The sequence below is a fragment of the Delftia sp. S65 genome, from assembly GCF_016516495.1.
GTDB lineage: Bacteria > Pseudomonadota > Gammaproteobacteria > Burkholderiales > Burkholderiaceae_C > Comamonas > Comamonas acidovorans.
In genome coordinates this window covers 57,867-76,105 of record NZ_JACVUR010000012.1, presented here as the reverse complement: position 1 = coordinate 76,105, position 18,239 = coordinate 57,867, and the positions used below count along the sequence as shown (strand labels likewise).

Annotated in this window: 17 protein-coding genes; 9 read left to right on the top strand and 8 right to left on the bottom strand. The window is 68.4% G+C overall.

Going from position 1 to position 18,239, the window contains the following annotated elements; all coding sequences use genetic code 11:
• Positions 1-8 precede the first annotated feature (8 nt).
• Complete coding sequence (locus IAE24_RS12940; protein ID WP_442778749.1) at positions 9-896, bottom strand: helix-turn-helix transcriptional regulator; 888 nt, start codon at positions 894-896, stop codon at positions 9-11.
• 106 nt (positions 897-1,002) lie between these two features.
• Between IAE24_RS12940 and IAE24_RS12935 the strand changes: the two genes are divergently transcribed.
• Entirely contained in the window at positions 1,003-1,491 is a 489-nt protein-coding gene (locus IAE24_RS12935) for a DUF3237 domain-containing protein (protein WP_016453040.1), read from the top strand.
• 47 nt (positions 1,492-1,538) lie between these two features.
• On the top strand, positions 1,539-2,546 hold the full coding sequence (locus IAE24_RS12930; RefSeq protein ID WP_013803189.1) for a Bug family tripartite tricarboxylate transporter substrate binding protein: 1,008 nt from the start codon (positions 1,539-1,541) through the stop codon (positions 2,544-2,546).
• A 3-nt stretch (positions 2,547-2,549) separates the two neighbouring features.
• Here IAE24_RS12930 and nth read toward each other — a convergent pair whose 3' ends face one another.
• Entirely contained in the window at positions 2,550-3,203 is a 654-nt protein-coding gene (gene nth / locus IAE24_RS12925; protein WP_043819386.1) for an endonuclease III, read from the bottom strand.
• A gap of 232 nt (positions 3,204-3,435) precedes the next feature.
• Here nth and IAE24_RS12920 point away from each other — a divergent pair, with 232 nt between their 5' ends.
• Positions 3,436-4,509 (top strand): PDDEXK nuclease domain-containing protein, encoded by a 1,074-nt coding sequence (locus tag IAE24_RS12920; protein WP_192368073.1) that lies wholly within the window; start codon positions 3,436-3,438, stop codon positions 4,507-4,509.
• A 71-nt stretch (positions 4,510-4,580) separates the two neighbouring features.
• Here IAE24_RS12920 and IAE24_RS12915 read toward each other — a convergent pair whose 3' ends face one another.
• A complete protein-coding gene (locus tag IAE24_RS12915) occupies positions 4,581-5,489 on the bottom strand; it encodes a LysR family transcriptional regulator (RefSeq protein ID WP_199961434.1) in 909 nt (302 codons plus the stop codon).
• A 115-nt stretch (positions 5,490-5,604) separates the two neighbouring features.
• Between IAE24_RS12915 and IAE24_RS12910 the strand changes: the two genes are divergently transcribed.
• The 4 genes from IAE24_RS12910 (at position 5,605) to IAE24_RS12895 (ending at position 9,726) form a co-directional block, all read left to right on the top strand.
• Complete coding sequence (locus IAE24_RS12910) at positions 5,605-7,092, top strand: amidase (RefSeq protein ID WP_199961433.1); 1,488 nt, start codon at positions 5,605-5,607, stop codon at positions 7,090-7,092.
• 59 nt (positions 7,093-7,151) lie between these two features.
• Positions 7,152-8,138 (top strand): Bug family tripartite tricarboxylate transporter substrate binding protein, encoded by a 987-nt coding sequence (locus IAE24_RS12905; RefSeq protein WP_065346291.1) that lies wholly within the window; start codon positions 7,152-7,154, stop codon positions 8,136-8,138.
• 137 nt (positions 8,139-8,275) lie between these two features.
• Positions 8,276-9,472: an aminotransferase-like domain-containing protein gene (locus IAE24_RS12900; RefSeq protein WP_043819376.1), complete on the top strand. Its 1,197-nt coding sequence runs from the start codon at positions 8,276-8,278 to the stop codon at positions 9,470-9,472.
• Entirely contained in the window at positions 9,469-9,726 is a 258-nt protein-coding gene (locus IAE24_RS12895; RefSeq protein WP_199961432.1) for a SlyX family protein, read from the top strand. The genes IAE24_RS12900 and IAE24_RS12895 overlap by 4 nt, the downstream gene beginning before the upstream one ends.
• A 55-nt stretch (positions 9,727-9,781) precedes the next feature.
• Here IAE24_RS12895 and IAE24_RS12890 read toward each other — a convergent pair whose 3' ends face one another.
• The 3 genes from IAE24_RS12890 to IAE24_RS12880 all read right to left on the bottom strand — a co-directional run bounded on the left by IAE24_RS12890 (position 9,782) and on the right by IAE24_RS12880 (position 12,567).
• Positions 9,782-9,916, bottom strand: coding sequence for a DUF3149 domain-containing protein (locus IAE24_RS12890; RefSeq protein ID WP_012204679.1), 135 nt, complete (start codon positions 9,914-9,916; stop codon positions 9,782-9,784).
• 198 nt (positions 9,917-10,114) lie between these two features.
• Positions 10,115-11,542: a M20 family metallopeptidase gene (locus tag IAE24_RS12885; protein ID WP_065346288.1), complete on the bottom strand. Its 1,428-nt coding sequence runs from the start codon at positions 11,540-11,542 to the stop codon at positions 10,115-10,117.
• Positions 11,539-12,567: a tripartite tricarboxylate transporter substrate binding protein BugE gene (locus tag IAE24_RS12880; RefSeq protein ID WP_199961431.1), complete on the bottom strand. Its 1,029-nt coding sequence runs from the start codon at positions 12,565-12,567 to the stop codon at positions 11,539-11,541. The genes IAE24_RS12885 and IAE24_RS12880 overlap by 4 nt, the downstream gene beginning before the upstream one ends.
• A gap of 190 nt (positions 12,568-12,757) precedes the next feature.
• Between IAE24_RS12880 and IAE24_RS12875 the strand changes: the two genes are divergently transcribed.
• Complete coding sequence (locus tag IAE24_RS12875; protein ID WP_063326597.1) at positions 12,758-13,747, top strand: LysR family transcriptional regulator; 990 nt, start codon at positions 12,758-12,760, stop codon at positions 13,745-13,747.
• 116 nt (positions 13,748-13,863) lie between these two features.
• Positions 13,864-14,403: a DUF2721 domain-containing protein gene (locus tag IAE24_RS12870; RefSeq protein WP_051941074.1), complete on the top strand. Its 540-nt coding sequence runs from the start codon at positions 13,864-13,866 to the stop codon at positions 14,401-14,403.
• 30 nt (positions 14,404-14,433) lie between these two features.
• Here the strand turns inward: IAE24_RS12870 and IAE24_RS30585 are convergent, their stop codons facing one another.
• Together IAE24_RS30585 and IAE24_RS12860 are read right to left on the bottom strand one after the other, a co-directional pair.
• Entirely contained in the window at positions 14,434-14,880 is a 447-nt protein-coding gene (locus tag IAE24_RS30585) for a type IV pilin protein (RefSeq protein ID WP_318246463.1), read from the bottom strand.
• 2 nt (positions 14,881-14,882) lie between these two features.
• Positions 14,883-18,236, bottom strand: a complete 3,354-nt coding sequence (locus IAE24_RS12860) for a PilC/PilY family type IV pilus protein (RefSeq protein WP_199961430.1) — start codon at positions 18,234-18,236, stop codon at positions 14,883-14,885.
• Positions 18,237-18,239: the final 3 nt, after the last annotated feature.

The following is an 18,239-nucleotide window of genomic DNA, read 5'->3' as shown; positions in this document are numbered from 1 at the left end:
GCAAGGCCTCAGCCCTGCGGCTCCATGGCCAGCGCGAACAGCTCGCTGCGAAAGTGGATGCCCAGCCGCGCGAAGGCGCGGTTGCGATAGGTCTTGACGGTGGGCAGGCTCAGGCACAGGTCGCAGGCAATGCCCTCATGCGTCATGCCCTGCAGCAGCCGGGCGCAGACATCGAGTTCGCGCGGCGTCAGGTCGGGCTGTGCCTGCAGCAGGCGCATGCGCAGGGCCGGCAGTGTCTGCCGCTGCCGGGGCTGGCTGGGTGGGGTGGCCGGGGCCGAGGCCAAGGCCGTTACCACGGCGGGCTGCGCCTGCGTCAGCGCGATGTGCTTGTGCGCCAGGGCCAGCAGCACGGGCGCCATGCTCCCGAAGCGGTCGATCTGCGCATCGCCCAGTGCCCTTTGGTGCTGGTGGCGGTAGAAATTGACGGCAAACACACCGCCGTCGTCCTGATGCTCGACGATGGACACGCGCTCGGCCATGCCGTGCGCGTCGTAGACCAGGGCGCGGTGCTCGCCTTCCACCTCCTGGGCCGTGATGTGGCACAGCGCCGTGCTGCGTGCCGGGCCGGCGTCGCCGTGGTTCCAGGTGCTGTCGCGCAGATAAGGACCCGAGAGATAGGCCCACCAGCAGTCGCGCGTGGTGTCGCGCGCCTCGCTGCTGGCCGACAGGAACAGCTGCGGCCGGCTGCGCGGGCCCGTGCGATAGACCGACCAGGAGGCGGCGGGCAGCAGCGGGTTCATAGCCTCCAGCACCTGCCGGGCGAAGCCGGGCTCGCCCAGGCTGGCGACCATGTGGCCGATGGCGTGGCTGGGCGCGTGGCTGGGCGCGTGGCCGGACGCATGGCCGCTCAGGGCGCTGGCGTCAGGGGTGTCGGAGGGGGCGGTCCAGTGTCTCAAGGGAAGGCAGGGGCGGGCAGGGCGTTGTCATCTTCCGGGATGACGGCCGGCCCGGGCAATGGTGCTTATGCTAGGTCCCGATTCCATCCACCGGAGCCCCAGAACCATGCCAGATGACGTGCCGCAGCTTGCGGCCTTGCCCGATCCGCGCTTTCGTTTCTTCGCCGACCTGAGTGTGCAGGTGGGCCCGCCGCAGGAGGTCGGTGCCACGGCGCACGGCGGGCGCCGACTGATCCCCATCCTGGGCGGCACGGCCCGGGGCGACGGCTGGAGCGCGCGCGTGCTGCCCGGAGGCGCGGATTTCCAGCGCATCGTGCACGGCGGGCTGGCCGAGCTCGATGCGCGCTATGTGCTGGAGACCGATGCCGGCGACCTGATCTATGTCTGCAACCAGGCGCTGCGCAGCGGCGACCCGGCGCACATGGCAAAGCTGGCGCGCGGTGAGCCCGTGGACCCCGCGCACATCTATTTCCGCTGCGCGCCCCGCATGGAGACGGCCAGCCGTGCGCTGGCCTGGATCAACGAGCGCCTGTTCTTCGGCACCGGCGCGCGCCATCCCGATCGCGTGCAGATGCGCTTTCACGAACTGCTCTGAGCCGCGCCTTTCCCCTCTCGATACCCACAATGCAGGAGACAAGACACATGAAAAACCAGGCATCGAAGTCGCGCCGCACCGCCGTGGCCTGCGCACTTGCCGCCGTGCTGGCCACCGGGCTGGCTCCCTGGACCGTGGTCGGCGCCCAGCCGGCCTTTCCGAGCAAGCCTGTACGCCTGCTCGTCGGCTTTCCTGCGGGAACCGGGCCGGACATCGTGGCGCGCCTGCTCGCGCAGAAACTCTCCGAGCAATGGGGCAACCTGGGCGTGGTCGTGGACAACAAGCCGGGCGCTGGCGGCCTCATCGCCGCCAGCGAGGCGGCACGCGCCGTGCCTGACGGCTACACGCTGATGCTGGGCGAGACCGGCCAGCTCAGCATTGCGCCCAACACCTACCAGCGCCTGCCCTACGACCCGCAAAAGGACTTCGTGCCCGTCAGCCAGGTCGTCACCTCCGACTTCGTGCTGCTGGTCAATCCGCAGAAAGTGCCGGCCCGCAATGTGCCCGATTTCGTGGCCTGGGCGCGCCAGCGCAAGGAGCTGTTCATCGCCACCTTCGGCGCCGGCACGCCCGGCCACTTCGGCGCCTTCATGTTCGGCAATGCCGTGCAGCTCAAGCCCGAGCCCGTGCACTACAAGAACACCAACGATGCCCTGGGCGGCCTGTTCAGCGGCGACGTGCAGGCCGTCTTCGCCACGGCGGCCCTGGCCGCCCCCCAGGTCAAGGCCGGCAAGCTCACGGCCCTGGGCAGCACGGGCGCCACGCGCACCCAGTCCATGCCCGAGCTGCCCACCATCCGGGAGCAGGGCTATCCGTCGCTGGAGTTCAATTCCTGGTTCGGCGTGGTCGCGCCCGCCAAGACACCGCCCGAGATCGTGGCCAGGCTGCAGGCCGACATCGTGCGCGCCCTGCAGCAGCCCGACAGCCGCAGCCGGCTGGAGGAGGCGGGTTTCCGCGTGACGGGCACCACGGGCGACGAGCTCGCCCGCATCATGCGCGCCGACACGGTCACCTGGGGCAAGGCCGTGGCGGCCACGGGGTTCAAGGCCGATTGAGGCTCAGCGCTTGCCCGCAGCCGGGGCAGGGGTCTTGGGCGAGTAGTCGCAGTACGGTGCCACCACGCATTCCCAGCAGCGTGGCTTGCGGGCCTGGCAGACGTAGCGGCCCAGCAGGATGAGCCAGTGGTGCGAGTCCACGGCATAGGCCGGGGGCACGCGCTTCATCAACTGCATCTCCACGGCCAGCGGCGTCTTGCCCGGCGCCAGGCCCGTGCGGTTGCCCACGCGGAAGATGTGCGTGTCCACGGCCATGGTGGGCTCGCCAAAGGCCACGTTGAGCACCACGTTGGCGGTCTTGCGTCCCACGCCGGGCAGGGCTTCCAGTTCCTCGCGCGTGCGCGGCACCTGGCCGCCGTGGCGCTCGACCAGGATCTGGCAGGTCTGCATCAGGTGTTTGGCCTTGCTGCGGTACAGGCCGATGGTCTTGATGTACCCCTCCAGCCCTTCAAGTCCCAGGTCCAGGATGGCCTGGGGCGTATTGGCCACGGGAAACAGCTTGCGCGTGGCCTTGTTCACGCCCACGTCCGTGGCCTGGGCCGAGAGCAGCACGGCAGACAGCAGCTCGAACACATTGGTGTATTCCAGCTCGGTCTGGGGCGAGGGATTGGCGGCCTTGAGCGTGGCGAAGAAGGGTTCGATGCTGGTGGTTTTCATTGTGGGGGGCGCGTATCCATCGATGTGGCGTGCATTGTCATGCAAGCGCGGGTATTTGAAAGTGCGTAACAGGCTCTAGGAATGTTCTGATTTTTCATGTCTGCCAGGGTCAGATCGTCTGGTTATGCAGATGCGGCGTTGACTGGCCAAGGCCGCATCGCAATAGTCGGCCGGATCGATTCCGCCGACACCAGACATCCAGACATCACGCCACCAGGAGGGGGGCGACCACATGGCCACTCGCAAGATATCCGTTTCTCCCGCGCTCGCATCGTCACAGGCCCTGCTGGGCAATGTACGGGACCTGATCGAGGCCGCGCGGCTTCGCGTGGCAGCCAACGTCAACAGTGAACTCACCCTGCTGTACTGGCACATCGGCCAGCACATCCATGGCCATGAATCCGAGGTGCGGCAGGCAGGCTGCAGCGATGAGGTCCTGCCGGTGCTGGCCGGGCATCTGGTCCAGGACTATGGCAGCAGCTTCTCGGAGAAGAACCTGTGGCGCATGACGCAGTTCTCCACCGCGTTTCCCGACCAGCCCCTGGTCATCTCGCCGACCCGGAAATTGAGCTGGGCGCATTTCATCGTGCTGATTGCGATCAAGGACCCGGTGCAGCGCGAGTACTACGCCAGCATGGCGAGCCTTGAGCGCTGGAGCGCACGCACGCTGCGCAGCCGCATCGACTCCCAGCTCTATGAACGCCTGGCGCTGCCCTGCGATGCCGAGGCGCTGATCGCGCAGGAGCCGGTCACGCCGCGCAGCACCGAGCGCATGTCGCCGGCGCTGTTCATGCGCGATCCCTACATCTTCGACTTTCTGGGGCTGCACGATGCCTGGCAGGAGGGCGACCTGCAGGCCGCCATCATCCGCGAGATGGAGGCCTTCCTGCTGCGGTCGGGCACGGGCTTCACCCTGGTGGCGCGGCAAATGCACATGCATGTGGATGAGCAGGACTTCCACCTCGATCTGCTGTTCTACAACCGCAAGCTGCGGCGGCTGGTGGCGGTGGAGCTGAAGGTGGGCGAATTCACGGCCGAGGACAAGGAGCAGATGGAGCAATACCTGCGCTGGCTGGACCGGCATGAGCATGAGCAGGGCGAGAACACGCCGATGGGCATGGTGCTGTGCACGGGCAACAGCTCCGAGCAGATCGAGCTGCTGGAGCTGGGACTGCGCGGCGTGCAGATGGCCGAGTACCTGCCCGGCCTGCCTGAGCGCCAGACGCTGGCACAGCGGCTGCGGCAGGCCACACGCCGGGCGCAGTGGCATTGGGCGCAGCGCCAGCTGGAAGGCGGGCAGGCCTGAGCGCCTGCCGCTGCGCTTGAGACCCGTTCCCCTTCTTCTTCTTCTTCCTTCGTTCCCCTCTCCTCTTCCTCCTACCCAGGCGGCAGCAGTTCCCGCAGGTGCTCCACAAAGGCCCGCACGCCCTTGGACAGGGTGCGTCCGGACAGCGTCTGCAGCTCGATGGCGCGCGCATTCATGCCGCGCTCGCGGATGGGCGCCGCATGCAGCTCGCCTCGGCGCACGCGCTCGCGCATGGTGACCTCACCGCCCAGCGACAGGCCGCCGCCGTGCAGCACGAAGTGCACCAGGGTCTCGAACTGGCCGCTGACCAGGGCGGGCTCGAACACCAGGCGGCGGTGGCTGCAGGCGATGTCGAACAGCTGGCGCGCGGTGTTGGCGTCCTCGGGCAGGGCAATGGCATGGGGATGCATCTGGGCCAGGGTGATGTTGGCATGCCGGGCCAGCGCATGGTCGGGCCGCATGATGGCGACCACGGGCGAGACCTGGCGGTGCCAGACCTCGATGTCACGTGCCGCCGCGCGGCTGTAGGTCAGGCCCACATCGGCCTCGCCGCCCAGCACGGCCTGGGTCACGGCGGCAGGCGCCTCCACACGCAGGTGGAACTGCATGCCCGGGTACTGCTCGCGGAACAGTGCCATGGCGCGTGGCAGGAATTCGATGGCAAAGCCGCCCGAGCTGCACACGCGCACCACGCCCCGGCGCAGGCCCTGCAGGGCCTCGATGTCGGAGACCACACGGTCGGCCTCCAGCGCACCGCGGCGTGCGTGGGCGGCCAGCAGCTCGCCTGCCGGGCTGGGCGCCATGCCGCGCGGGCGGCGCTCGAACAGCGGCACGCCCAGCATCTCTTCCAGTCCGGCGACCTGGCGGCTCACGGCCGAGGGCGAGACATTGAGCCGCGTGGCGGCTTCGCTGACCGAGCCGCTGCGCACCACTTCGAGAAAGTAGCGCAGGGCCGTGTCCTGTAGGCGGTTGGAAAGCATGGTGGCCTGCTCATGGTTTGCGAAAAACGCAACGATAAGCCAAGAAAAAGGCGATTGTCGAAATAGTTTCGCCTGCTTATGCTGACTTCGTTCTGTCACAAAAACGAGGAAATCCATGGAGTCAAACGCAAGCACCGCAACGCAGCAGCCGGATCTGGCCACCGGGGGTGGTGGCGTCGTGGAGATGTCGGCCGTCGCGCTGTCAAAGGCCATCCAGGGCCGCGATCTGTCCTGCGTGGAGGTGCTGGATGCCTATTGCGCACAGATCGACCGCCTCAACCCCGTGGTCAACGCGCTGGTATCTCCGCTGGACCGCGACTGGCTGCGCGGCCGCTCCCGCGAGCTGGACACGCTGCTGGCGCGCGGCCAGAGCCTGGGGCCGCTGCACGGCTTTCCCCAGGCACCCAAGGACATCATGCCGGCGGCCGGCATGGTGACGACCAAGGGATCGCCCATCTTCGCGGGCCAGGTCTCGCAGACCGATTGCGTGGTGTTCGAGCGCATGCGCGCAGGCGGTGCGCTGTTTGTGGCGCGCAGCAATTCGCCCGAGTTCGGCCTGGGCGGCCATACCTACAACCCGGTCTACGGGACCACGCGCAATGCCTTCGATCCTTCGCGCTCGGCTGGCGGCAGCAGCGGCGGGGCCGGCGTGGCCGTGGCGCTGCGCATGCTGCCCGTGGCCGATGGCTCGGACATGATGGGCTCGCTGCGCACGCCGGCCGCCTTCAACCATGTCTATGGGTTGCGCACCTCGGTGGGCTGCGTGCCGCATGGCCCTTCGGAGGAGGTGTTCTTCCAGCAGTTCAGCGTGGCCGGCCCCATGGCGCGGGACATTCCCGACCTGGCCCTGCTGCTGTCCGTGCAGGCAGGCTTTGATGCACGCCTGCCGCTGACCCGCCGCAGCGAGCCGCCCAAGGACTGGACCGCGCAGCTGCAGCGCGATTGCAAGGGCCTGCGCATCGGCTGGCTGGGGGACCTGGGCGGGCACCTGCCCACCGAGCCCGGCCTGCTGGAGACCTGCCGCGCGGCACTGCGGCATTTCAAGACCATCGGCTGCACGGTGGAAGAGGCCGTGCCGGCCTTCGACTTCGAACGCCTGTGGCGCGCCTGGATCGACCTGCGCAGCTTCAGCGTGGCCGGGGCCAACGCCGCCCTGTACCGCGACCCGGTCACGCATGCCCTGCTCAAGCCCGAGGCCCTCTGGGAAATCGAGCGCGGCCTGGCGCTGCCGGCCATGGCTGTCTATGACGCGGCGCGTGTGCGCTCGGCCTGGTACGAAACCCTGCGCCGCCTGTTCGACAGCTACGACTTCCTGGTGCTGCCCTCCGCCCAGGTCTTCCCGTTCGATACGGCGCTGGACTGGCCGCATGCCGTGGGCGGCCGCGAGATGGACACCTACCACCGCTGGATGCAGACCGTGGTGCCCGCCACCATGGCCGGCTTGCCGGCCCTGGCCGCGCCCGCAGGCTTCGGGCCGCAGGGGCTGCCTGCCGGGCTGCAGATCATCGGCCCGGCGCAGGCCGATCTGGCCGTGCTGCAGATCGGCCATGCCTATGACCAGGCCGGCGGCTTCTCGCGCGTGCGCAGCCCGCTGCTCGACTGAAACCGCCGCATCGATTTTTCCCAGGTTCCCGTTCCCTCGTCCCCCAGGAGATCCGCGCCATGGCCTTGTCCCGTTCCCGTTTTCTGTCGTGTCTGATGGCCGGTGCCACGGCACTTGCGCTGCCCGCAGCCAAAGCCCAGCCCCAGTCCTACCCGGATCGTCCGATCAAGCTGGTCGTGCCGTTTGCGCCGGGCGGCGCCACCGACATCCTGGGCCGGCTGCTGGCCACCTCGCTGGGTGAGAGGCTGGGCCAGCCCGTGGTCGTGGAAAACCGCCCCGGTGCAGGCACGGTGGTGGCGGGCGCGCTGGTGGCCAAGGCGCCGCCCGACGGCTACACGCTGCTGCTGGGCGCCAGCACCACGCTGACGCTCAACCCCGCCATCCGCAACCCGCTGCCCTATGACCCGCTGCGCAGCTTCACGCCGCTGGGGCTGGTGGCCGACATGGGCCTGGTGCTGGTGGCCCATAACGAAACGCCTGCACGCACGCTGCCCGAACTCGTGGCCCTGGCCAAGGCCGACCCCGACAAGCTGTCCTACGGCTCCTTCGGCACGGGATCCTCGGTGCACTTCGGCGGCGAAATGCTCAAGACCGCCACGGGCATGCGCATGGTGCATGTGCCCTTCAATGGCAGCTCGCCCAGCCTCACCGCGCTGATGGGCGGCCAGGTGCAGGTGGCCGTGGACACGGTGGTGGCCACCACGCCGCTGATCAAGGCCGGCAAGATCCGTCCCATCGCAGCCCTGGGCCCGCAGCGCCTGGCCCTGCTGCCCCAGGTGCCCACCGTGGCCGAAAGCGGCTACCCGGGCTTTGCCATGGACACCTGGTTTGCCTTCCTCGCCCCGGCCGGCCTGCCCGCACCCATCCAGAAGAAGCTGGAGAAGGCGCTGGCCGACGCCATGGCCGAGCCGGCCATGAAGAAAAAGCTGGTGGACATCGGCCTGTCGCCCGCATGGGGTCCGGCCAGCGCGCTGCAGGAACGCATAGAACGCGAACTGCCGCAAATGCGCGCAGTGGCCGCCAGAGCCGACATCAAGGTGGATTGAACGCAGCTGCCTTCCGGGAGAGAGGGGGAAGGCGCGAATCGACTCAGGGGGCTTCTAATCGTGCAGGAAAGCTGCGGCAGGATTGGCGACAATGCATGCTTCGCCTTTTCATTGCACCGACAAAGAGACTCCTGCCCATGCAATTCGCCGACCGTCTGAACAACGTAGAAACCTCCGCCATCCGCGAGCTGTTCAAGCTGCTGGGCAAGCCCGGCATCATCAGCTTTGCGGGTGGTTTCCCGGACAGCGCCATGTTCGACGTGGCCGGCATCAGCGCCGCCTCCCAGGCTGCGCTGCAGCAGGAGCCGGGCGCCGCGCTGCAGTACGGTGCGACCGAGGGCTACCAGCCGCTGCGCGAGCAGATCGCCGCCTTCATGGCCGGCAAGGGCGTGCGCGAGCTGGCCCCCGAGCAACTGGTGGTGACCACGGGCAGCCAGCAGGCGCTGGACCTGCTGGGCAAGACCATGATCAATCCCGGCGACAAGGTCATCGTCGAAGGCCCGACCTTCCTGGCCACCATCCAGTGCTTCCGCCTGTACGGCGCCGAAGTCATCAGCGCGCCCATCGACGCCGAAGGCGCCCAGGTCGATGCGCTGGAGCAACTCATTGCCGAGCACCGCCCCAAGCTGGTCTACCTGATCCCCACCTTCGGCAACCCCAGCGGCGCCATGCTGAGCCTGGAGCGCCGCAAGAAGGTGCTGGAGCTGGCCGTCAAGTACCAGACCCTGGTGGTGGAGGACGATCCCTACGGCGACCTGTATTTTGGCGAAGCGCCTCCGCCCAGCCTGCTGGCGCTGTCCAGCCAGGTGCCCGGCAGCCGCGACTGGCTGGCGCACTGCGGCTCGCTGAGCAAGGTGCTCAGCCCCGGCCTGCGCATTGGCTGGCTGGTGGCCCCGGCCGAGCTGCTGGGCCGCGCCGTGATGTGCAAGCAGTTCAGCGATGCCCACACCAGCACCTTTGCCCAGGCCACGGCCGCGCAGTACCTGAAGTCCGGCGCCATGCCCGCCACGCTGGCCCATGTGCGCGAGGTCTACGCGCGCCGCGCCAAGGCCATGGGCGATGCGCTGCGCGAGCACCTCGGCGATGCCGTGGAATTCCTGCAGCCCCAGGGCGGCCTGTTCCTGTGGGTGCGCCTGACCGGCAAGGGCGGCGCGCTGGCCGATGCCGGTGAGCTGGCCAAGCGGGCCATTGCCCAGGGCGTGGCCTTTGTGCCGGGTGCGCCGTTCTTTGCGCAAAACCCCGATGCCACCAGCTTCCGCCTCTCGTTCGCCACGGCTGACGAGGACAAGATCCGCGAAGGCATCGCCCGCCTGGCCCAGGCGCTCAAGGCATGAGCGTGGCTGACGACGCAGAACATGGCGGCGGGCACGCAGACGCCGATGCCCTGCAGGCGCGCGTGATGGAGCTGGAGATCAAGGCCAGCTACACCGATGACCTGCTGGAGCAGTTGAACGTGACCATCTACCGCCAGCAGCAGCAGATCGACCGGCTGCTTGACGAGCTGCGCGACCTGCGCCGCCGGGTGCCCGAAGGCGGACCCGCCGGCGGCGCGACCAATTTGCGCGACGAGCTGCCCCCGCACTATTGAGTGCGCAGGGCTGCTGCGTGCGAATGCCCAGGCCAGCCCCTGCCTGGGCATTTCTTCATTCAAGCGGCTTGTTGGCCACGTGCTTCATCTTGCCCAGGAACAGGCGCAGGAAAAAGCCCGCCATGATCAGCATGAAGACGATGGCGCCCAGGCTCATCAGGCCGTAGTCGGTGGAAAAAAGATCAATCATCAGCTTCACAAGTCCTCCTGTGGTTTGTTGGTATCGGTGGGGTCCCGATCCAACTATCGCCGTGGCCTGGCGCGGAGGGCTTGTGATGGGTCAACGCGGCGGCGGGGTGGGTTTGCGGCAGCGCAAAGGGGCAAGCCCCGGCAAGCCCGGGAACTGGGCATGGGGTACGAGTCCATCATCCAGGGCGGGCCAAGCCCATCACCCCCGCATGAACGGCAAGGGCACCTCCGCAGGAATCGGGCACGCATAGGGTCGGCCGCCGCGGCGCTCAAGCAGCTCTGCCTTGGCCTGGGCAATGCGTTCGGGCTGCTCCAGCAAGGCGATGGCCGTGGCCGCCAGCACCTGGGCGGCGCGCACCATGCCTGCGTGGGCCAGGCCGGACTGGCCTTGCGAGACCATCTGCCAGGAGTGCAGCGGCGTGCCGAAGGCGTAGCAGGCCACCCAGGCCTGGACGGTGGGCGTGATCCAGCTCACATCGGCCACGTCGGTGGAGCCGAACAGGGTGTCCTCCACGGCAGGATCGTAGGGCGCCAGGCCTTCGAACACGGCAGGCACCTTGCCGCGCAGCACGCTGGCCAACGGGCGGCTGACCTGGTCCACGTCGTTGCTGTCCAGCGTGGCCTGGAAGTCTCCGGCCAGGCGATGCAGGCCGGGGTCCACGTGCAGCGGGCCCAGGGCCTGCATCTGCGCATACATCACCTGGTTCAGCGTGCGGTTCTGCAGCAGGTTGGAGCAGGCCTTGTCAAAGACGATCTCCAGCCGGCAGTCCGTCATCAGCGCGGCGCCGCGCGCCACGTTCTGCACGCGCTCGTACAGCGCTGCTGCCTCGTGGTTGCGCGCGGCCCGCACCAGGTACAGCACCTCGGCACGCGCCTGCACCACGTTGGGCGACAGGCCGCCCGAGTCGGTGATGGCGTAGTGCACGCGCGCATCGGTGGGCATGTGCTCGCGCAGGTAGTTCACGCCCACGTTCATCAGCTCCACGGCGTCGAGCGCGCTGCGGCCCAGGTGCGGGGAATGCGCGGCATGCGCGGCCTTGCCGTGGAAGATGAATTTCGCCTGGATGTTGGCCAGCGTGCTCTGGCTGAACACGCCGGTGAAGCTGGCCGGGTGCCAGGTCAGCGCCGCGTCCACATCGTCGAAGACCCCGGCGCGCGCCATGAAGGTCTTGCCCGATCCACCCTCCTCGGCCGGGCAGCCGTAGTAGCGCACACGTGCCTTGGCGCCGCTGCGGCGCAGGTGCTCCTGCAGCGCAACGGCCGCGAAATGCGCCGAGGTGCCCAGCAGATGGTGGCCGCAGCCGTGGCCCGCCAGGCCCGGGCTGTCGGTGGAGGGCGTGCAGACCAGGGCGCCGCTTTGCTGGTTCAGGCCCGACAGCGCGTCGTACTCGCCCAGGAAGGCCAGCACCGGGCCCTCGTCGCCCCATTCGGCCAGGAAGGCCGTGGGAATGCCGGCCACGCCGCGCGTGATGCGAAACCCGGCCTGCTCCAGTGCATCGATGTGCAGCCGGGCAGAAGCGGTTTCTGCATAGCGCAGCTCGGCCAGGGACCAGATGCTGTCGGCCAGGGCCGCCATGCGCGGGGACTGCTGCTGGAAGAAGTCCTGGAGGTGCTCGACTGCGCTCATTCCGGCTTCACCCCTGCCTTGTCCAGCAGCGCCTTGTTGCGCTGCAGTTCGCTGGCGATCTGGGCCGGGAAGCGGGCCTGGTCCATCTCGGTGACCGAGGCGCCCAGCAGCTTCAGGTGCTTTTGCACCTCGGGCAGGCGCACGGCCTTCGTGGACGCTTCCTGCAACTGCCGGACGATGGCCGGTGGCGTGCCGGCCGGCACGACCAGCCCGAACCAGCTGATGCCCAGTTCGTTGAGCTGCGCGTAGCCCAACTCCTTGAAGGTGGGCACATCGGGCAGGTCGGGCGAGCGGCTGTCGCCCGACAGCGCCACGGGGATGAGCTTGCCGCCCTTGATCTGGGGCATGGCCGAAGGCAGCTGGTCGGTCATCACCTGCACCATGCCGGCCAGCGCATCGTTGAGCGCCGGCCCGTTGCCGCGGTAGGGCACGATCTGCACCTGGGTCTTCATGGTCTCGTTGAAGGACGCCACCATCAGATGGCCCAGCGTGCCCAGGCCCGGAACGCCCGCGCTGTAGGCGCCGGGCTGGGCGCGCAGCCTGGCCAGAAAGCCTGGGAAATCCTTGACGCCCATCTTGGGGTGGACCATGTAGACCGACGGCATGGTCACCAGATTGGCCACGGGCAAAAGCCTGCCTTCCAGCTTGGCGGCGCGCGTGTACAGCGAGGGATTGATGGTGGCCGTGCTCACCGTGGCCATGCCGATGGTGTAGCCGTCAGGCGCGGCCTGGGCAATGCTTTCGGTGCCGATCAGGCCGCCAGCGCCGGCCTTGTTGTCCACCACCACGGGCTGGCCCAGCGTGCTGCGCAGGCCCTCTGCGATCACGCGCGCAACGATGTCGGTGGAGCCGCCTGCCGCAAAGGGCACGATGAGCTTGACCGGCTTGTTCGGATAGGCATCGGCCGCATGGGCCGTGGAGGCCGTGTGGGCCAGGGTGAGGCCGCACAACACGGCGGCAAGGCCGGACGTGCCCAGCGAAAGCACGGTGCGCCGCGGCAGCTGAAAGAGGGGTTTGGCTTGCATGGCATGGGTTCCATCAACGGTGGAGGAGCCGCAGGCCTGGGCCGCGCCGGCTCCCGATGCAGGCGACTATAGAAATCCTGCCGCCCGCGTGGGCCACGGTATTTGTGCCAAGCTATAAGTCGTTCCGATAGCTTGCCCTGCGCCGCCTGTGGCGCGCCAGGGCCTGCCTGGGGAAAACACTGAGACTCCCATGAGCAATGACTTCGATGACCGCGACGGCCTGGACGATGCGGCCACGCCCCAGGGGCGGCTGCTGTATTCGCGCCTGACCAAGCATGTGCGCCTGCGCCAGCTGCAACTGCTGGTGGCGCTGCAGCAATGCGGCTCGGTGGTGCAGGCCGCCGCCACGCTGCACATGAGCCAGTCGGCCGCCACCCAGGCGCTGGCCGAGATGGAGCGCGTGCTCGACATCCGCCTGTTCGAGCGGCATGCGCGCGGCATACGCCCCACGCTGGCCGGCCAGACCCTGGTGGACACGGTGCGCGGCGTGCTGGCCGCGCTGGAGGAGGTGGCGGAATCGCTGGCCGCCATTCGCCGGGGCGCGGCGGCCGCGCTGCGCCTGGGCGCCATTCCGGCGGCAGCCCTGGCCATTCTTTCGCCCCTGCTGGCGCGGTTCTATGCCGAGCATCCCGAGGTGCATGTCGATGTGCACGAAGACGCCAGCACCCGGCTGCTGTCCCAGCTGCTGGGCGGCGGGCTGGACGCGGTGTTCTGCCGCGAGCCGGCGCTGCTGCCCGGCCCCTTCGTCTTCGAGCCGCTGCTGGCCGACACGGCCGTGGTGGTGGCCGCACGCTCGCATGCGCTGGCCGGGCGCCGTGACGTGCCGCTGCAGGCCTTGACCGGCGCGCGCTGGGTGCTGCCCACGGCCAACATCGCCGTGCGCGGGATTTTCGAGGCCGAGGTGCTCCAGGCGCTGCCCGATGCGCCCTGGTTTCCCGTCTCCACCGTTTCCCTGCCGATACTGGAGGGCCTGTTGAGCCAGCCAGGCGCCGTGGCCCTGGTGCCACTGAGCATTGCGCCGGGCCTGCAGACCCATGCGCGCGTGTGCCGGCTCGATGTGCGGCTGACGGGCAGGTTGGCGCCGCTGGGCGTGGTCTGCCGGCGTGACCAGGCGCCCGCCCTGCTGACCGAGATGCTGTCGCTGTGCCGGCAGATGCTGCCAGCGCCACCGGCCCGCTGAATGCCAAAAGCTGGCGACATGGCTTCTTGCGGCCCCCGCTTGCGGCCACAATACTGTCCGCGCGAAAACACGGCAGCATGGCCGCACCAGACAACAGAAAGCACGCAGAGGACCGCATGATCAATTGGTCGCTAGACGCCGATACCGTCACCCACAGCATCCAGCTGGCGCTGGCGCCGGTGTTCTTCCTGACGGCCGTGGCCGGCATGATCGGCGCCGTGGCCGGGCGGCTGGCCCGCATCATCGACCGCGCGCGCAAGCTGGAAGAACTGCTGCGCAACCCGCAGGAAGAGGACTTCATCGCGCGCAGCCTCACGGAACTGCACTTTCTGCGCAAGCGCGGCCGGCTGGCCAATGTCTGCATAGGGCTGCTGACCGTCTGCGGCTTTTGCATCGGCCTGACCATTGCCCTGCTGTTCCTGGGCGAGGCCTACGGCATCAACGGCCATGGCTATGCGGTGCTGGGCTTTCTGTTCGGCGTGCTGATGTTTCTCTCGGCCCTGGCCTGCTTTCTCTGGGAAACCATCATGGCCACCAGCCTGCTGGACTTCCACACCCTGACCCGCGTGCGCGCGGCCGTGCGCACCATACAGCGGCCCGAGCCTGCCGGGCCCGGGGCGCCGGCCCCGAGCCCTGGGCCGGGCAGCGAACCCTGAGCGCGGCTGCCTGGGTAAGCTGCTCAGCTGCTACCAGCAATCGCGTGCAGCCAGGGTGCCATTGCGGACCCCGCCCACGCCCAGGTGGTCGTAGGTGAAGGTATGGCATTTGTCGCTGAGCTGGCTTCGCAGCGGCGAGGCAATGAGGGTGTAGCTCGATGCGGTGGGGTCAGGGCTCAGCGACAGTTCGTAGAAACCGTCGGGAGATCGGCTGGCATAGACGCCGGTGCCTCCCAGCGTCGCACCCTCGTAGGTCAGGTTGGCGGAAAAGTACTTCTCCATGGCGCCTGCGGCCTCCAGCAAGGCGCGCCTGCCATCGGTGCGGCGGGACTTGCGCAGGTATTCGGCATAGCTGGGATAGGCGATGGCCGACAGGATGCCGATCACGGCCACCACCACCATCAGCTCGATCAGGGTGAAGCCGCCTGCCGTCCGGCGGCGGCCGGGCGTCGGCAACGGGTTGTTCTGCATGCCCATGGTCAGTCCAGGCCCAGCGGATGGATGTCGGCCGGGGTGTCCTCGCGCCAGGAAATGCGCCTGTTGCTCAGCGGCCCCTTGCTTTCGGCCAGCGACTGCAGGCCTGCGGTGCTGTTCATGACCTTGGTTTCCTGCTTGCCGTTGTTCAGGATGACGGGCTGCGAGCTGATGCCCTCCAGCCGCGCGCCCCCGGTGGCGCGGTCGTTGTCGCCGTAGCGGTCGCTGCCGTCCACCGTACCGTCGCCGTTGATGTCGAACAGGCCGTCGGCATACTTCTCCGCGCCCTGGCCGTCCAGGGAGAGTTCCATCAGCCAGCTATGGCCGCCTGCCGTACACATCTGCGTGCTGGGCACGGCCGTGGTGAAGATGATGCGGTCGCGGCGCAGCAAGGGATGGGTGATCAAGCGCTCGCCCGCGTCGGCCAGGGGCATGATCCAGTTCCTGTTGCCGGGGCGGCCGTCGGAGATCAGCCGCAGGGACATCTGCGTGGTGCGGCCATCGCCGTTGGCGGCGCCGGCGTCGACACTGGTGACCTTCAGCACGCTGTGGCTTGCGGAGGAGCCCCCGGTGCCTTCGTCCAGCAGGCTGAAGAAGTACTGGGATGCGGAGGCCGGGGCCGCAGCGTCATGGTCGCCGACCTCGAAGCTCTTGCCCGTGCCGTACAGCAGCTGCACGTGCGATTGCAGCGTGCCGTGGCTGATCTTGGCCTCGGGCCGCGTGGTGATGGGCTGCCCGTGGAAGCTGCCGCCCCAGGGGGTGGTCATCGGTGCAGGAGTGCCGTTGACCGACGGAACGATCCCGTCCCCGTCCCCGCTCGCGGCCATGAGGTCGAAGCGCCACATGTTGCCCTGCAGGTCTCCCGCATAGACGCGGTCCACCAGCCCGTCGTCATCCAGGTCCACGGCGGCCGGCGTGCTCAGGCCATTGGGCCACCTGCGAGTGCTGTCTTGCACGCCTCGGCGAGTGTCCCATTTCCTGTGCAGCGCGCCGGTCTCCAGGTTGATGGCGTACAGCACGGCATTGCCGCTGGTGCTGGCCGCGCCGTCCGCCTCCACATTGTTGTAGCCGTTGCCGAACAGGGCCATCCAGCCTGCCCGGGTCCTGGCGATGGAAGGCTGCGCGAAGCTGAAGCCCATGTCCATATCGAAACCGGCCGGTCGGTTGCTGCCCGGTGCGCGCCGGTCGCGGTCGCCGAACTCCCACAGCACGACGTCCTTGGCAGCGGCTTCGGTGATCGCATCGGGATCGGTGATGTCCAGCGCGTACACGCCCTGGCCCCCTGCGCCCAGACCCCCCACGAGGATGGTGCGCCACCGGCCGCCGATGAAGGCATCGGCCACCATGGGCGAGCCGTCCACGTAGAAGCGGTGGCGGTAGTTCGGATCGGACAGCTGGCGCAGGTGGGGGATCACGGTCGAGGGGACATAGGCAAAGAGCTCCTGCCCCGTGTCCGCGTCGAAAGCATGCAGCATGCCGTCGTTGGCTCCCACGTAGACCATCTTGCGGCGATCGGCCCGTGCCTTGCGGAATTCGCGGTAGGAGGCCTCGGTGTAGGGCATCTCGGGCGCGCCCACATACACCGGGGCCGAGTTCACGATGTCGCCCAGCAGGCTGGTGCGCCTGCGCAGGGGTCCACGGGGCGCTTCCTGCGCCTGGCTGCCCCGCAGGTAGGCCAGCACGTCGGGCGCTCCGATCTGCCTTTGCTGCTCGGGGTTCAATTCAGCCCAGGCAAAGGCCACGCCTTGGCGCGTGTCGGGCCGGTAGCTGAGGATGCGGCGTGTCGCAGGAATGCGTGCCTCCCACTGCGCCTGTTCGGCCACCGCAGTGCCTGTGATGCTGTGCGCTGACAGCGTGCCGCTCCAGTCGCGGGGATCGAAGCGTGCCTGGTAGATCCTGGTGCTGCTGGACACGTTGGTGGAGTTGGCCGCCACGGCGGCCACGCTGGAGGAGCGGGCGGCGATGTCGGCGAAGATCGCCTGCAGGGCGGTATCGAGGGTGGCGGGGTCGTTGGCCGCGAAGGCGCGCTCCGTGCCCCCGGCGGCGGCCACCTCGTTCAATTGCTCGGGATTGGTGCCGAAGGGCAGGGCGAATCCGATGACGAAGGTCTCCACGTTGGCCTCTTGCCTGAGGCGCCGCGCGGCCTCTGCCGTCTGGCGCAGGCCGGCCGCCATGTCCTGGATGATGGTGCCGTCGGGCCGGGTCGAGGGCAGGCCGTCGGTGAGCAGCACCAAAAAGTTGCGGCCGCAGGACTGGGGCAGCGGATAGCAGGCGGGCACATAGCCCTCTGCCGCATCGCGCCAACTGCCCCCTCCGCCCTGGAAGTAGTCGAGCGCCGTCAGCAGCGTGCCCTCCAGCGGCGTACTGCCCGCGTTCTGCAGGGGCAGGGCGGGATTGGTCGGCCCGTTGACCTCAAACTGCGAGGTGGCCAGCTTGCGATCCAGCGCGGCCCTGTGGGCGCCGTCCAGCGGCCGGATGGGCTGGTGCAGGAAGCCGCGGCCTGGAAAGCGGCGGGAACCGTCATTGTTGCGCCACCCGTTGCTGAACCAGGCCAAGCCTATGGGCGTGAGGAATATCTGCCTGCCGAAGTCGAAGATGCCCTGGGCGAAGTCGGAGTCGGTGGCCTCGAAAGGTCCCCTGAACCAGATATCGCGATAGCCCGCAATGGCGGTGTCGTTGGCACCGGCGACATTGTCGGTACCTATCTTGCTGCGGAAGCAGGCATAGCTGTCCCAGGGGCCACGGGGTGTCTCGGTTGTGCGGAAGCCGTCGGGATTGGCGGGCGTGGCCGCGGCGTTGGCCGTGGCGGAAAAGCAGTGGGCGGCCGTGTTGCCGAGGCCGTACATCGGCAAGGCCACGTTGAAGTGGATGAAGCGCCCAGGGTCGTTGGGGTTGGGGAGGCGGAAGCGCTTGTTGTCGGGGCTGGCGCGCGGGCCTTCCCAGTCCCGGTTCCAGTGCCTGGGGTTGTAGCTGACGTCGTACAGCGAGTTGCCCAGGCTGGTGATGTCAACGTGGTCGTTCTGCTGGTAGGCCATCAGGCCCAAGTTCATGCGCCCCTGGTGGCGTTCAATGATGGTGCGGGCCGCGGTGCGGGCGATTTCGGACTTGCTGTTCGCACTGGCGCTGCCCACGGCCCAGCCGTTGGGTGCCTCGTCCATGCTGTTGGAGTTGTCCATGATGAGCAGCACGTTGGGCGTGGCGTTCTGCGTGGCCATCAGGGGCACCTGCGAGATGTTCAGGGGCACGGGGCGCGCCGGCTGCTGCGCGCGGGGGCCGGCCATGCAGGCGAGCAGCAGCATCGCCACTGCCGCCGGCAAGAGGGGGTGCTGGGCTGGCTTTTGCAGAGGGAGTTTGCGCATGGT